The following is a 15,260-nucleotide window of genomic DNA, read 5'->3' on the forward strand; positions in this document are numbered from 1 at the left end:
TACTGATACCTATTTGTTTATTATTTTCTGATACAGGGTTTCATACCGAGCGGCCATTTTTGCTGCTGTAAAATTGTCTTGGTATCTAAGCCCGGCCGATAAACCATATTTTTCACGAATAGACACCCGCTCTATCAATAACTGCAATGATGATGCCATTTTTTCAATATTCCCCGGTTCAACCACGATTCCCTGGTCTGCACTGCAAATAATTTTTGGTGTTTCTCCTACGCTTGTTGTGACTATCGCTTTTTTAGCTGCCATAGCTTCCAGCAAGACCATCGACATTGCTTCCCAAAGTGAAGGCTGAAAAAATATATCCACTTTTGGGAGAATTACAGCTGAGGCTGAATCGACCCATCCCAACAATTTAACATAACTTCCAAGATTGTCTTTCTTTATCTTTTCTTCTAATTGTGTCCTAAGTGACCCATCACCAGCCACCACAAATACAAATCTATTAGGCAGTTTATCCCTGAGTATTTTAGAAACCTTTATCAAGTCGAACATACCTTTTTGTTCTATAAGCGTGTTTACACATCCTATAATTACTTTCCCTTCTTTTTTGTACTCATCAATGATATCTATGTTTTTCTCTATTTTTGTAACATCCACACCATTCCATACTGTAGTTATCCGTTCACTTGGTATTTTATAGAAGTTGCAAACATCATTTTTTTGCTTTTCTGCTACTGCAACCAACATATCTGGAACTCGCCAGAAAAGTCTTTCAAACTTCGCCATTTCAGGCTCTCTGTGTGGATAGTTACCAAAATGGAATGTATGTATAAAACGTATGGATGGCAATGTTAACCTGCACAAAGAAGCATCTACCAATGAATGGACATCGTGTGAATGAATCAAGTCGATATTTTTTCTATTTAGATAACTTCTAAGCCGCAAAGAGGTAAAATAATCCGTCTTATTACTTTTCTTTATTTCCCTTGTTAAACCGATTACATCCGTTCCTTGATTAACTATTTTATTACCTATAGTTCCCATTTCCTTGAGATAGCAAACAGTTACATCAAATACATCTTTGTTTATAGTTTTACAGATATTTGCCGTGACCTCTTCCGCTCCTCCTATATGTAAAGTGGAGTGAAGTAGACATAATTTAATCTTTTTATTATTTACTGTCATAATCTTTACTCTATTTTATATTCTACTCTTTCTTGTGGTTTTCATTTTCGCTCATTTTGTCAAGATGAGATTTAAACATAAATTCCGTAGAAACAAACAATCCCGTAAGTACAAAAATATGTGGGTAGTACGTAACAGATAAAAATGCACCACCGATTGCAAATGCAACCAAGCTTGAATTAAGCATTAAAAACAATTTATTGTATACTTCACCATCCTCTATAGAATCGGACTTTTTCCTGATAAAACGTATATTTTACTGTTTCTTCTGTAATTCCCTATCAATAATGCAAGAAAAAAGATTATTCCCGGCAAGCCAAGTTCACCTAGAATCAGGAAATACGATGAGTGCGCCGTCAACCAGGGAAAATTTTCATAGCCGAACTCAGGCGGTCTAAAATCTGTACCTAGTTTTACAGGAAAATGTCCTGCTCCCACTCCCGTAATCGGATGTGCTGTCGCCATCCTGATTGCCGTTTTCCATGCTACTATTCGCCCCATTGCAGAACCTTCCGATTCATAATTTCGAATCGTATTCATCCTCTCAAAATACACGGGTGGAGCAAAAGCGAGTATTGAGATCAAAACGCCCCCGATCAGTAGAATACCGAGAAATTTTTGGCGTCCCATCCACCACAGATAAGCGAACGTCCCCATTAACGCCAGGGATGCACCTCTTGACTGAGTTCCAACAATAGCAAATATCAATACCAATAACGCTAATATATATATCACCTTATGTAATGTTTTCTTTGAATCCATAATAAGGAATAAGCACATTGGTACAGTAAGTGACACTGACAGAGAAAAATCGTTACCATCACCAAGAAATGCATTACCTGAGATATATGTTCTCGTCGCGGGATCCAGAACAACATCAGGATTGAGAATTACTAAAAGTATATGACTGAAAACAAAAACGATAAATATGCCTTTAATCTTATCGATATCTGTTACTATTTTGATTATGATGTAATATCACAGAATAAAGCCGAAAACGAGTTTAAATATTTTAAATGAAAATTCTGTTACATCAGCAACTATTACTGATATCGCAAGCAAAAACAGAAAAAAAAGAAACAACTTAGAGTTGTGATGCTTGAATATTTTATTATTATCATTCGCGCCATTATAAAATATAGCTCCAATTGTAACAATCAGCGGAATTATTGTATTGATTTTAAGCAGACCAATTATCGGCACATACGAAGCGGGCCGAACGTAATCTAGAAATAATGATAATAACAGGCCTAAATACAACATGATTATTTATTATTTTCTTCAGCCAGTCTCTCATACACACTGAATAATTTTTTAACCCTGGCATCCTGGTTAAAGTTCTCTATGACATGGTTCCTCCCTACCAATGCCATTTCATTATGCTTTGCTACATTATTTATATACTCTTCCAATGCATATTCCAAAGCACTTAAATCTTCAGATTCTATAAGCACCCCGTTCACATTATGCTGAGCAATCTGCGCAGTGCCACCTACGTTTGTCGCAATCACTGGAACACCCATCAAGAGTGACTCAAGCACAACATTTGGCATACCTTCAGTATTTGAGCTTTGAACGACCAAATCTATGCCGTTATATATGTCTACCATATCATTCCTGTAGCCTGAAAATATAACCTTGTCTGAAATACCCAATTCATTCGCAAGCGCCCTTAGCTCATCTTCTTCCGGTCCTACTCCAACGATAAGAAAGATCAGATCTCTATTCTTACCGACAAGATACTTAGCAGCACTTAAAAAAATATCTTGTCTTTTTTCGGGACTCAACCTTCCAATACTTGCAATTATTTTTTTATCTTTTGAAATATTTAATTCATTCCTGAATTTACTATTTTCGCGTTTAATTTCGTAGTCATTTATCACCAAAGCATTATTAATCACATGAATCTTATCTGACTGTATTCCACTCCTTTCAAGACGCTTTTTCATAACATCAGATACCACTATAATCTGATCATGATATCTCAATAAGTATTTATCAATAGCTGTATATAGTCTTCCCTTCCAATTATTAGATATCCAGCCATGACATGTTGAAACCAATGGCAGTCTCTGACTTCGCGCACATATAAGTCCGTATATATTTGAACGAAAGTCATGGGTATGAATTATATCTATCGCCCTTTTTCGCACCACCTGTTTAATCTGATCTATTACAGTCCTGTCAAATGATCTATTTTCTTTTATAGCGACCACATCCAAGCCTAGTTCGACTGCCTTTTTCATATAAGCATGATCGTTGTGACTTTCTCCGGAAAATGCACCAATATGTATATTACATTTGTTTCGATCTATCATGTCAGCACACTGCAGGATGGTCCTGCCTGGTCCGTCAACCCATGGCGAATCTCGCAAATCTAATATTTGTAGTATCTTCTCAGGCATAGCGTTCAATATCTACATTACTTTATACTATTTAAGGATACTTTCTGAACGTCGGTAAAAAAACAATACTTTAAAAGTTTTCAGAACAGACATATATGAAATATTACCAATTATTGTATTTCTCTCTTCATAATTTATACCTACAATGAAATAATTCCTTACAGATTTTAAAGAAATTGTGCCATATATATTTTTGGGTTTCTGATGTGTTAATTCTCTTCTCTTTTCGTCGGGTTCCATATTTCCTGACGTTTACCCTGAAAAAACAAGAACCATGCTTTGAGAATTGCTAAATTTACGATCGTAAAAAATAGAGGTATTTTACCAATTACCGTATTATTTAATTTGCTATTTTGTGGTAAAGCAACAATTGCTAATGAATAAAATAATAACTGACCTGAAAATAATAATTTATACACAAACTGATCTATTAAGAAATAATTACTAATCAATAATATTAACAGAAAAAATGGCACTAACCACCTCATTAATTTATGCGAAAATAAAAAAACAGAAAACCAACCGTATTTAAACGCATTTAATAACTTTAAGTTAGAAAACAGGGCCGCCATCCCTCTTAAAAGGGTTCTAACTTTCCTGTTATATTCATTACTTGTACTTTTGGAGGCACTCATTATTCCTATTGCCCGAGGTTGAGTAATTGCCCTGTAACCCGCATTGACTGTATTTAAAACAGATAAAAAATCAGGTGCCAAACCTTCCTCAAATGGCTTAATCAGCTGTGTTCTTTGAGCATAAAATGAACCGCTTGCTCCTACTATAGAATCTATTTTTGATTCCTTATTACGCAGGAACAATTCATACTTTCCATAAAGACCTTCTCCTCCTTGATTCGCAGGGATATGATCCTCGCCAGATACACAACCTACGTTATTATCGGAAAATGGCTCAACAATTTTATGAATTGATTGTTTATCAAGCATTATTGAAGCATCCGTAAACACCACAATTGATGAATTAACCTCATTCATTCCCTGATTGAGGGCATTAGCTTTACCTTGCTGGTTTTCTATAACTATGACTTTTAAATTTAAATCAGTCTCATAGTTTTTGATTATTTCAACAGTGTTGTCAGTGGAACCATCCGACACGAGTATGACTTTTAGTAAATTATCTGGGTATTCCAGGCTCTCTATATTAGATAATTTTGCCTCAATAACATCGGATTCATTATGCACAGGCAATAATAATGTAACACTTGGTAACTCATATTCCTGATCATTAATTAAAATCTCATTATTGCGATATTTACCCACAACAATCAGGAGTAACGGATAAAGGAAATATGCATAAATAACACATACAAATAATAACCAGAAAAGTGTGATCATTATTTATTATTCCAAGTTGATATATTAAGATTCAAATAGTTATTGTTAGGTGCAATATATCTCATATTTGAATCAACAAATAGAATCATGAATGAAATTATATTTTATTACTTATCTATTTCGCTCACTACCATTATATTTTAGGCTAAGTTTACCCATCATTATTTAGAGTATTTATTAACCCCCTTCTTTTCTCAGTATCGATAAGCTCTATATTCAAACCGAAACCAGCGTACATAAATGCTATCAGCTCATCATCAAAAGCCTCGCCTTTTTCCGCATCCGCCAACACTCTAAGCCCCTTCTGTTTTAAAATATCCACATCCAAAGGCACACTCTTTTCAGTTTTAAAACAGATGTGGTGTAGCCCTTCTCCCTTTTTTAAACTTTCAATTAAAGGGGAATCGGGACTCGAAGGCTCTATCAGTTTAATGTCAAGCGATTCCTGCTTCTCTAAAAAAACGACATTTACTTTTTGCCGTGTATTTGTGATTTTGCTTGTTTTTTGAGTATATCCAAACATATCTGCAATTCTTGGAATAGCCCTGTCTATAGATCTAACAGCTATACAAATGTGGTCAATATTCATATCAATAAATTAATTGTGGTTAAATAATATCTGCTTATTTATGAATATATAGTCTCATAAATTGATATCTGCGGCTATGAATTATAATTCACATAATACAATACGCCTTTTTTGTAATTATTATATAGTGAAAATAAGTCAGATTTAAATATGATCCCTCCATTATAATTTTACAAGAAGAACCATATACAATATTCAGCATTTAATATTATGCCTGGAATAGATCAACAAAAAGTTTTAATATTACAATACGAATATGCATGCTAACTGTGCAATCATTAAATGCCGTAAAGTAAGTCCTCAAAATGTCTAAATCGACGCCTAGCAAATATTATATTTATGATTTATCGCTTTTTTTGGGAATATTAGTACTATTTATCCTTTATCATACTACTACTATTAGTATTTATAATAATTGGATAGCTGAAAACAGTCTCTATTCTCACGGTCTATTGCTACTTCCTATATCTTTTTACCTTTTCTTACATGAGTGGAAATTAAAACGATATACATTAAATATTGAATTTCGACCTTTCCCAACATTGATTTTAATTTTTCTCGGGATATTCTGGTATATTTCAGAATCCATATATATACAAATAGCATCTCAGATTCTTTTTATTCTTATAATATCATTCTATATATATAGCCTTTTTGGTTTTAAACAAACTCTACGGCTTTCATTCCCGGTATTAATCCTACTAAGCTCCGTACCCTTATGGTTTTTATTTTCTGAGCCTCTACAAACACCAACCGCCATATTAGTTGATAAGCTGCTTAAATTAACGGGCTACACATCCTATCAGGAGGGATACTATATACATATTCCCGAGGGTATTTTTGAGGTAGGAGATACATGTAGTGGACTTCGTTATCAAATTGCTGCCGTGACCACTGCAGCACTTTATATATTTTATTACAACTACTCAATAAAAGCGTCAATTCTATGCATTCTTTTTGCCTCTTTAATAGCCTTTTTGTCTAACTCAATTCGAATATATATCGTCGTACTCTCTGGTCATTATACGAATATGACGCACTCCCTATTAGAGGACCATATTTGGCTAGGATGGGCTGTTTTTGGCATTTTCTTTATGACATACCTGATTTTTTTAGGCAGGATCGATATGGACAATCACACAAGTGATTCTGTTGTGAAAAATCGAAAACGAGCCAATAGTTCAAATTTCAATTCAGCCAGTCAGGCTAAAATAATTTCAATATTTGTATTGTCACTACTAGCTTCCAGCACAGGACCATTATTAATTCCTCTTTATGCCACTCCAGACTCTGATATTGACACTAATGCCATCGAATTAAATCCATCAATACAGGGTTGGAATCGGACTAAAACAACTCAATCATGGCGACCCATCTGGCAACAATCAGATTTTGATCTATTTACAAGTTACTCAAATAAATCTGGAAATGTAGATTTGTTTATCGGCACTTTCGTAAAACAGTCGCAGGGTAAAGAGTTAATTAGTGATTTAAATATTCCATATGATATGGACAACTGGGAACTAGTGAAAACACGTGCAATAGATATATTATTAGACAGCGGTAAAACATATACTGTTGCTGAAACTATAGTTTCCAATCAGTATTTGCAAAAGCGAGTTATTTGGAATTGGTTTTATATAGATGGCAAATTGACGCATGAAGAACTGTCTGCCAAATTACTAGGTATAGCGAACTCGCTATCTGGACGAAAAAGCGAAACTGTTTTTATTATTTCTTCGCCCATAAGCACCGACCTTGACACTACAAGGCGCATCCTTACAGAATTCTTTAAGGATAGTTTCAAATATTACAAAACACAATTGACAAGGATTGATGAAGCTTTATAAATAATACCCTCCCTTTCCTACCTCATCTCAAATAAGATCAGATATCATGCCCCGCTTAGGAAGAATAAATATAATTTCTTAATTTGGCTAGAATGCATAAATTCAAATATATATATTTTTAAAAGTTCTTCTGTAACCATTCTTCGACAAGTTTATGCATAGATTCCTCCCACTCAGATAGTGAAAGAATATGATTCGCATCCGGAATAGTATGTAGTTCATATATATGTGAATAATCTGATAAATGAGATTTATATATATTTTCGAATTTTTCCTTAAACTCCCAGAGCAATCTATCGCCTCCACTATAGACTAAAAGCATCTTCTTCGATTGTTGTAACATTGAAAAGAACGTTGGTGCAAACCTTGGATTTGTGTTGCTGGATTCATCATGTACAAATTCTATTTTGTTCTTCGAGCTGGCGGTCAAATTCTCTCTTATACTATTGGAAATCACCCTGATCGGTTTGAATAATATTTTAAATATTGTTCTAAAATCACTTTTGAGTGTTATGATACGTTTCCATGAATCTATGTCTGTTAATTTGCTTATGTAACCTTTTTTCAAATCCTCCAGCTGACCTTCGGTCACGAACTTCGAGAAATTATCCTCTCCACCCTCAAAAACGTTGATTAGGCCAAGCGCTATCAGGCCTTTCACCCGTTCATCCGCACTTCCCGCAAGCATTCCAGTAATAGCTCCTCCACAGAGACCACCTAGGACGAACTTATCTATATTATATGTAGCCCCAAGCCAGTCCATTGCATCTATCGTGTCATCGATATACCGTCCATTCTGAATACTGTTATAAACATCGACAAGGATTTTTTGATCCAAAGCTCCTTCTGAATCCCCTAATCCATAAAAATCATATCTTAAGACAGTAAATCCCTTGTCTACGAGGACTTTCGATAATTTATTGTACATTCTATGAGGTCCGACCCGCATCTTTATGCCGGGCGAAAGTAACAATATGGCAGTATCCTTGACTGTCGTTTCAGGTTGTTCAAGAATTCCGTATAATTTTAAACCGTTCCTATTTTTTATGGTTACCGGAGTTGAGATCATTTTAAATCATGCATCCAGGATAGTGTTGAAGAGTTCAGATTGTCAGCAGATTGATAGAAAGTCTTTATTTCCTTCCAGAATTGCTCCTCGTGTGATTTCACTAACTCCGATTTCACACTGAATTTTTCAATGAATTCAGCATATGCTTTGTTCTGAGGTTGTTTAGGGTTCCGTACTATTTGGTTAATCAGGCAGTTAATTGACTTCCTATGATCCAGCCTAAGCAGATCGAGCCCTGACAGCTGATTGTAATAATTATATGTCAATAAATAACCCTCAATGTTAATTGGACTTCCTGATTTCATTTGCTCAACCAGGTCATCTCTGGTTATTTCTACTTTACCCTTCAATGCCATCTGTGCTGCAAGATTACTACGTAAAATTTCTTGCATATACCTTTCACCATTCAGCACTGGATCCCATAGAATAAGATTTGTGATTTCATCTTTAGAAGAGGCATAAGCCGTTGCCAGTGAAGCACCAAGTCTGAGTCCAAACAGACTAATGTCATTAATTTGATACTTAACTTTAAGGTGGTTGATTACACCATCTATGTCTTGAATATGCTTTTCAAATGTAGAATCTACAAAATCACCATCACTATCACCATGTCCTCTAAAATCGAATCTGGCCACATAGTAGCCTTGGCTGGCAAGTTCTCGTGCAAAACTTACATAAACTCTGTGGCTCCATAATTTTTCTTCTGCAAACGGATGAATAAAAACAAATGCCTTTTTAACATCTGTTGTATCAGGAATATGGAAAACCGTGAATATTTTTTCATTCTTTATATGAATGAAATCAATCTTTTCTTCCATAGTAGTCAGCGTCACAATTTGCCTGGGTTGATATTTATAGGTTGTATTTTAATATAATGAACAAATTAAAAAAGTCACAAATTCACTGTCTTACATAATGTTCACTGGTGTTTGTTTTAAAATTCATGTAATTCATCTAACAATCCAGCAACTCAACACTTATTATCGGACAATTCATCAGATATTGTGATTTTTTATTGCACGATTATCAGAAACTGCCTGATTGTTTGATAGCTCTAGAGATATATCCTTAATACACAACTCAATATCGCTTATCACATCTCGAGTAAAGCCGTATCCCTTATCATATGGATCTTGCACTTCTACACTTTTTCTTTTTGAAAATGCGCCAATCCATATCGTCTTACTTATACAATCACTATCCATTTTTTTTAGCATATCCAAATTGTATCTATCCATAATTAGAATGATATCTGCCCATTTCAAATCAGAAGGCTTGACGGTTTTTGATCTGTGTTCGTACAAATCGTAACCATACTCTTCAAGTATCTGCAGGTATTCAGGCTCACAAGTTCTGTTCTCTTTCTTATGAAATCCGGCGGACATAATATTATATGTTTCTGATGAAAAATATTTCTTGAGTAAATTTTCGGCGAGTGGACTGCGGTATATATTACCGTAACAAAGTACGAGAATATTGTTTCCTTCCCTTTTACTTATGGATTCTCTGCTCTTTTTTCTTGCACGCATTAATATAATGATATGCTGTGCTCTTCTGATGATAGAGTTGATTATTCTTGTTGCGAAATTATGCATTATCCAGTCTTTTATATCATATTAACCTTTACTCAGTAGTCCATATTTATAAAGTACTTCTTCTACAGTGCTAAATTCGAATTGGTTTATCAGGCGTGTAAGCCTTGGCTTAAACTTATTTAAATTTTGATAGTGCCTGAATTCTGAAAGCAGTGAGGACTTAATCCTTGGCTGGTCAACATCGATTTCCCATGGGTGCATATAAAATATAAAGGGAATATTCTTTTTATTAACCATCCTCAATCCTTGCAGCGTCATCCAATAGGGAAAAAGTCTGAAATAACCTCCACCACTGATTGGTAATCTCTTGTTACCAATGCCGACTGTAGAAAGCGGGAATTCAATTATCTCATTTCCTGAATCTGTACAATATTTATGTGGAACGGTCTCAGCATTGGGGATACCATATCGATCATGAACTATCGGAAAAATACTTGAATCGTAGGTAAACCCGGCCTCGCACAAAATATCGATTGCCCAGACCGAATCTGCCGTTATTGAGTAGCTTGCGGCTCTGTAGCCATTCACCGGCTTACCAATCAGATCTTCCAGTATAGACTTGGACTTAATAGTTTCTTCTTTGAATACCTGCTTTGTCTGGTTATATATTAAGTCATGCCTGTAACCGTGACATGCCACTTCATGGCCTAAATCTGAAATACGCTTTATTAGCTGATGTTCTCTTTCTGCAACCCATCCCAACACAAAAAAAGTGGCTTTAATATTGTGTTCATCAAAATGCTCTAACAACCAATTAGTATTTGTATTAACCCTGGAAGGGTATTTATCCCATTCACTTTTATCTATATTTTTTGCAAACGCAGACACCTGATAGTAGTCTTCCACATCTACCGTCATCGCATTTACTAACATCTGTCAACGCCCGTTTGGATTAAAGTGATTCTGTGGCATGCTATTAAAAACAGAAAGTTTTTTCACTAAGACCATACAATATCTGAATTAAATTTGATTTAACAGTATCTTATCATAAAGTAATTGTGTCTTTTCTACATTCACATTAATATGAAAATAATCCAGCAATCTTTTATATCCCGCTTTTCCAAGATTTTCTGCATACTGTTTGTCCTGTAACAGCTTAATAACCAACTCGGCAAGACACTCATGGTCACCAGGCGTGAAAGTTAATCCTGTTTTCTCATTTACGACGATCTCCGGCACCGCCCCATCAGCAGCCGCGACCAATGGTTTTGAAAGAGACATGGCTTCTATCAGAACTCGTCCAAAAGGCTCGGGTTTGATGGATGTGTGTAGTACTATCTGCAATATGTTGAGATAATCCGATACATTATTTATATATCCTGTAAATATAATGTTAGATTCTAAATCTAATTCCCTGATTAGTACATGTAATCTATCCTTATAATAATTATCCTCTTTAGCTGTATCGCCAATAAGCAGACATACAGTGTTCGGATACTCATCCACGATTTTTCGCATTGCCCTGACAGCGACCTCCTGCCCTTTCCACTCCCTGATGTTACCCATCACGCCAATTATTGGTTGATCTTCATTTAAGCCAAGTTTTTCTAGAATATCCTGATTTGTAATTTTTTCACTAACTGCTTTTGGATCAATACCATTGTGTATAGTTACAATATTCTCATTGGTTACGCCATTTCTTTTCAAAGTCTCAGTCACAGACTTGGATATACTTATTATGGCTTTCAGCTTAGCCGCCAATAACCTTGGTATCAGGGGATAACGATCATTGATACCCCGTTCATGTGTTATACACGGTATTCCTGCCAAGTATGCGCCAATCATCCAATCATTATTCCGTAAAACGGAATTATTCAAGTGTAATAGATCGATATTATTTTTTATTAGAAGTCTTTTTTTCCTGATACTTGAAACCAACAGGTAACCAAGCAAATTAACTGGTTTCTGTAATATTGTAAAGATAGTTTTCAACCTGGCTAGATACTTGTTGTCTGAGACTAAACTTATTGGTTTATATGGCGGTACTATAAGTGTCTTTACACCTGCTTTTTGATATTCTGGTAAAAGAGAGTGTTCGTCATGGAAAACAACCATCGGATCATATTTTGTTCTATCAAGTCCACTGGTTAGGTACAACAAGCTATAAAACGATCCCCCTACAGTACCGTCTGTATTACCCTCGCAATACATTATTTTTTTTACATTTCCCATCATTGTCAATCTGTTAACTGTTTCTTCTGGAAAATCTGCTCATCATCACTCTATTTAAATAACTCGTGAACAGACTTCTCTCACTGTTGTTAAAACAAATTAAAAATACAGAAAGAATATATATCGGCAATAATACCAATATCCAAGTGAAAAATATAATCATAGAATCGGTTGCGTAATTTGTACTTATATAATAGATAGACCCAGTAAAAGGCAAAGATGCTATAAACGGCAATAGATATACATTCTTTAAATATTTTTTATAATCAAAATTCACTTCTCTTTTAGTCAAAATTGGAAGTGCTATCACCATAAACAAAGCCTGCGGAATTGCAGTCCCCAATGCAACACCCGCTATTCCCAAGTAGTGGATCAACACTACACTCAAAGCCAGATTTGATACCGCTTCATATATTCGCAGATTCGCAATTATTTTATGCTTGTTTATTCCATACAATATACTGCTTATGGTTGTATGAGGTACCGCTATTAAAGTACTGAATGCAAGTATATATAGTACAATTGATGACCGTTCAACATACTCCTCCCCCATCCAAATACCAATAAACATATCGCCCAGCAAGAAAAATACAATACATATCGGAAGGGCCAGTAGCAGGGAAAATTTACTGCCATTTATAATTAAACTGTCTATGTTTTCTATTTTGCTGCTTGCTTCCAGCTCACTTGCCACCGGATTTAAAACACTATTGCTCATCATAATTAAGCGACGGAGATACTCAATTAAATTTCCTGCAATAGCATAAAAGGTAACCGACACAACGGAAGAGAAGGCGCCAATGACCAACGCATCTGTATAAAATATTGCTTTTTGACCCAGATTGTTTATTAAAACGTATACGCTGTAATTGTATAATTTTTTAAGAATAGGCAGTTTGGTTTTTAGCGGTGTTCTGGAATAGCGAAACGGGATATTGTTTTTTTCAAGTAAGTGTTTTGAGTAAAAATAGATACTTATGTTATTTGCAAGCCCGATTATTAACTGTATTAGTGAAAGTGCAATAATTCCATATCCCAAATTCAGGAAATAGAGAATCAGACCCAACCTGACAAATGCAAAGATTATTCCAATTTTATTGAATATGTCATACCTTTGAAGACCCATCAAAATGCCATTGAAGACATTGAAAGCTATTGTTTGAGCGATAGTCAGGCCACAAATAATTACCACTATGCTTATTGTTGATAGATCTACGTTCTCAACTTCGAAAATATATGGATATGAATAAGAGAAAATAATGGATATCAATAGGCACAGTACTGCAATTCCACCATACAAAATCAGACCTGAGCTGAGTACCTCATTTAGCTCGTCAATATTCCTTTGAGTTTTATACTTTGACACATAGCGAATGATTGATTCCCTGACACCAAAATCCAAAAGATACAGATAACCTGTAAACTGCATAACAATTACCCAAACACCGTAGTAAATGTTTCCCAGTTTATGGACGATAAATGGCGCTAAAAAAAACGATATAACTATATTTACACCGAGATTGGCCCAGTTTGAAAAGATATTCTTGAATAGCTTTTTTTTATCTATCATTGCAGAAATATTTTAAAGCAGGATAATCGATAGATGGATTTCTATTGTTCGATTGTCTCTATGTATAGTTCCATCATTTTTCTTGCCATTGTTTCTTTTGAAAATATTTCTACAGCTCTCTGCCTGCTTTGTTTGCCGTGTTTTTCTAAAAGTTCTTCACTCTCCAGATAAATCAGCATTTTTCTTGCTAAATCCGATGGATCAGACACCTCTGAAAAATAACCGGTTTCACCATCAATAACAATTTCCAACGGACCACCCGCCCTACATGCAATCACAGGAATACCGCAACTCATTGCCTCTACATAAACGTAACCGAACGCTTCGAATCTGCTCGGAAGAACAAAACAATCAATCGCGGAATAAAAGCTTGGCATATCACTTAATGAACCCAACTCCCTGATACGATCACTATATTTGGACTGCTCCATTTCGGATTTAAATTTGTTGTAATAGTCGTTCCTATGATTCGGCCCGCAATAGATAAGATATATATTCTTGTTTACTCCCGCTAAACTCTCAAATGCCTTGAGTAATGTTAAATGCTCTTTCAACTCAATAAACTGTGCAGCACAACCGAAGACAACCGCATTATCGGGTATATCATTATCCAAACGAAATTTAACTCCTTTTTCCTTTGAGTATTTAAAGTACTCAGTATCTATTCCTAAATATATTTTTTTAATTTTTTCAGCAAACCCCTGATCTATCAATAATTCATCCGTAGCCTTTGAGATACTGATTATCCTGTCGGCAAGTTGCGATTTTTTATGCCAGTTTTTGGGGTGATTATTCCACTCCAAATTGGATTTAGTATAAATATACTTTGAGTTTGTCAGGAGTTTAAAAAAGAATGGTTCGGTAAAAAGAGATTGGTATAAAAATGAATGTACTAAGTCATACTTTCTATTTCTAATAATAAATGGACCTTTAATTAGATCCATTAATTTCTCTAATGTAAAACCACGTGTGGGCTGGAGTCTCAGGCGAAACACCTCAAACCCCAAATTCTCAATATCCGCCTGAGCTTCATTGCCTGTAGCTAGCGCACCAACCTCGACATCAAAAACATCCGTATCAATAATTGATAAAAGATCGTATAAATTGCGTACCTGCGAACTATGAATTAATTCACTGATCGTAATCAGAATTTTGTAGCGCCTATTCATTCTCATTTCCTGCTAACATACTGATTATGCTATACATATTTATTACCCATGCAAGTAGCAAAAAAGCTTTCCAAGTATGTCATGATGGTCGAGAAAACAAAAGGATGAGCTAAATAGCCGCCATTTACAGATAAGGACAGAATAATAGAGTCGGGAAATAGAATCTTGAGGCCAATACAAGCGAATTTAATATGGAATTGACTACTTATTCGGCTGGTTTTAATTATTTGATGAATCGGGTAAGGGCGGGTCTCTAACCCGCCCTCCCCACACCACCTAGCATGCGGGTCCGCACTAGGCGGTTCATCAAGCATAGTGAAACTTAATCCATAGCTCCCTGACAGAG

At 35.3% G+C, this 15,260-nt stretch carries 14 protein-coding genes; 1 reads left to right on the forward strand and 13 read right to left on the reverse strand.

The annotated features are described in order from the left end of the window. Positions 1–9 precede the first annotated feature (9 nt). From CODIS_RS10405 to CODIS_RS10430, 5 genes are all read right to left on the reverse strand, one after another. Positions 10–1,143 carry a glycosyltransferase family 4 protein gene (locus CODIS_RS10405; RefSeq protein WP_069124745.1) on the reverse strand — a complete coding sequence of 378 codons (1,134 nt, stop codon included), beginning with the start codon at positions 1,141–1,143 and terminating at the stop codon, positions 10–12. 219 nt (positions 1,144–1,362) lie between these two features. Then, positions 1,363–1,905, reverse strand: coding sequence for an O-antigen ligase family protein (locus tag CODIS_RS10410; protein WP_162420189.1), 543 nt, complete (start codon positions 1,903–1,905; stop codon positions 1,363–1,365). A 503-nt stretch (positions 1,906–2,408) separates the two neighbouring features. Further along, positions 2,409–3,548, reverse strand: a complete 1,140-nt coding sequence (locus CODIS_RS10420) for a glycosyltransferase family 4 protein (RefSeq protein WP_083220680.1) — start codon at positions 3,546–3,548, stop codon at positions 2,409–2,411. Positions 3,549–3,757: 209 nt separating this feature from the next. After that, positions 3,758–4,900, reverse strand: a complete 1,143-nt coding sequence (locus CODIS_RS10425; RefSeq protein ID WP_069124749.1) for a glycosyltransferase family 2 protein — start codon at positions 4,898–4,900, stop codon at positions 3,758–3,760. Positions 4,901–5,051: 151 nt separating this feature from the next. Continuing rightward, positions 5,052–5,489: a VOC family protein gene (locus tag CODIS_RS10430; RefSeq protein ID WP_069124750.1), complete on the reverse strand. Its 438-nt coding sequence runs from the start codon at positions 5,487–5,489 to the stop codon at positions 5,052–5,054. A gap of 305 nt (positions 5,490–5,794) precedes the next feature. Here CODIS_RS10430 and CODIS_RS10435 point away from each other — a divergent pair, with 305 nt between their 5' ends. Next, positions 5,795–7,339: an exosortase C-terminal domain/associated protein EpsI gene (locus CODIS_RS10435; protein ID WP_069124751.1), complete on the forward strand. Its 1,545-nt coding sequence runs from the start codon at positions 5,795–5,797 to the stop codon at positions 7,337–7,339. A gap of 118 nt (positions 7,340–7,457) precedes the next feature. Here the strand turns inward: CODIS_RS10435 and CODIS_RS10440 are convergent, their stop codons facing one another. The 8 genes from CODIS_RS10440 to CODIS_RS21385 form a co-directional block, all read right to left on the reverse strand. Beyond that, on the reverse strand, positions 7,458–8,408 hold the full coding sequence (locus tag CODIS_RS10440) for an alpha/beta fold hydrolase (protein WP_069124752.1): 951 nt from the start codon (positions 8,406–8,408) through the stop codon (positions 7,458–7,460). After that, positions 8,405–9,226 carry an alpha/beta fold hydrolase gene (locus CODIS_RS10445; RefSeq protein ID WP_069124753.1) on the reverse strand — a complete coding sequence of 274 codons (822 nt, stop codon included), beginning with the start codon at positions 9,224–9,226 and terminating at the stop codon, positions 8,405–8,407. The genes CODIS_RS10440 and CODIS_RS10445 overlap by 4 nt, the downstream gene beginning before the upstream one ends. Before the next feature lie 177 nt (positions 9,227–9,403). Then, complete coding sequence (locus CODIS_RS10450; RefSeq protein ID WP_083220681.1) at positions 9,404–10,003, reverse strand: arsenate reductase/protein-tyrosine-phosphatase family protein; 600 nt, start codon at positions 10,001–10,003, stop codon at positions 9,404–9,406. A gap of 21 nt (positions 10,004–10,024) precedes the next feature. Beyond that, a complete protein-coding gene (locus CODIS_RS10455; protein WP_069124755.1) occupies positions 10,025–10,876 on the reverse strand; it encodes an XrtA system polysaccharide deacetylase in 852 nt (283 codons plus the stop codon). Positions 10,877–10,963: 87 nt separating this feature from the next. Further along, positions 10,964–12,178 (reverse strand): glycosyltransferase family 4 protein, encoded by a 1,215-nt coding sequence (locus tag CODIS_RS10460; RefSeq protein WP_069124756.1) that lies wholly within the window; start codon positions 12,176–12,178, stop codon positions 10,964–10,966. Between the two features lie 10 nt (positions 12,179–12,188). Then, complete coding sequence (locus CODIS_RS10465) at positions 12,189–13,745, reverse strand: lipopolysaccharide biosynthesis protein (RefSeq protein WP_069124757.1); 1,557 nt, start codon at positions 13,743–13,745, stop codon at positions 12,189–12,191. A gap of 41 nt (positions 13,746–13,786) precedes the next feature. Next, the gene (locus CODIS_RS10470; RefSeq protein WP_069124758.1) at positions 13,787–14,914 is read right to left on the reverse strand and encodes a glycosyltransferase family 4 protein; all 1,128 of its coding nucleotides are present in this window, start codon (positions 14,912–14,914) and stop codon (positions 13,787–13,789) included. Between the two features lie 29 nt (positions 14,915–14,943). Beyond that, positions 14,944–15,260 (reverse strand): hypothetical protein (locus CODIS_RS21385; protein WP_235615193.1); only part of this gene is annotated, 317 nt, incomplete at its 5' end.

The organism is Candidatus Thiodiazotropha endolucinida (assembly GCF_001715975.1).
GTDB lineage: Bacteria > Pseudomonadota > Gammaproteobacteria > Chromatiales > Chromatiaceae > Thiodiazotropha > Thiodiazotropha endolucinida.

Coding starts and splice junctions, on each gene's coding strand:
- CODIS_RS10405 (WP_069124745.1), bottom strand. CDS start 1,143: ATGACAGTAAATAATAAAAAGATTAAATTATGTCTACTTCACTCCACT.
- CODIS_RS10410 (WP_162420189.1), bottom strand. CDS start 1,905: ATGGATTCAAAGAAAACATTACATAAGGTGATATATATATTAGCGTTA.
- CODIS_RS10420 (WP_083220680.1), bottom strand. CDS start 3,548: ATGCCTGAGAAGATACTACAAATATTAGATTTGCGAGATTCGCCATGG.
- CODIS_RS10425 (WP_069124749.1), bottom strand. CDS start 4,900: ATGATCACACTTTTCTGGTTATTATTTGTATGTGTTATTTATGCATAT.
- CODIS_RS10430 (WP_069124750.1), bottom strand. CDS start 5,489: ATGAATATTGACCACATTTGTATAGCTGTTAGATCTATAGACAGGGCT.
- CODIS_RS10435 (WP_069124751.1), top strand. CDS start 5,795: ATGTCTAAATCGACGCCTAGCAAATATTATATTTATGATTTATCGCTT.
- CODIS_RS10440 (WP_069124752.1), bottom strand. CDS start 8,408: ATGATCTCAACTCCGGTAACCATAAAAAATAGGAACGGTTTAAAATTA.
- CODIS_RS10445 (WP_069124753.1), bottom strand. CDS start 9,226: ATGGAAGAAAAGATTGATTTCATTCATATAAAGAATGAAAAAATATTC.
- CODIS_RS10450 (WP_083220681.1), bottom strand. CDS start 10,003: ATGCATAATTTCGCAACAAGAATAATCAACTCTATCATCAGAAGAGCA.
- CODIS_RS10455 (WP_069124755.1), bottom strand. CDS start 10,876: ATGTTAGTAAATGCGATGACGGTAGATGTGGAAGACTACTATCAGGTG.
- CODIS_RS10460 (WP_069124756.1), bottom strand. CDS start 12,178: ATGATGGGAAATGTAAAAAAAATAATGTATTGCGAGGGTAATACAGAC.
- CODIS_RS10465 (WP_069124757.1), bottom strand. CDS start 13,745: ATGATAGATAAAAAAAAGCTATTCAAGAATATCTTTTCAAACTGGGCC.
- CODIS_RS10470 (WP_069124758.1), bottom strand. CDS start 14,914: ATGAATAGGCGCTACAAAATTCTGATTACGATCAGTGAATTAATTCAT.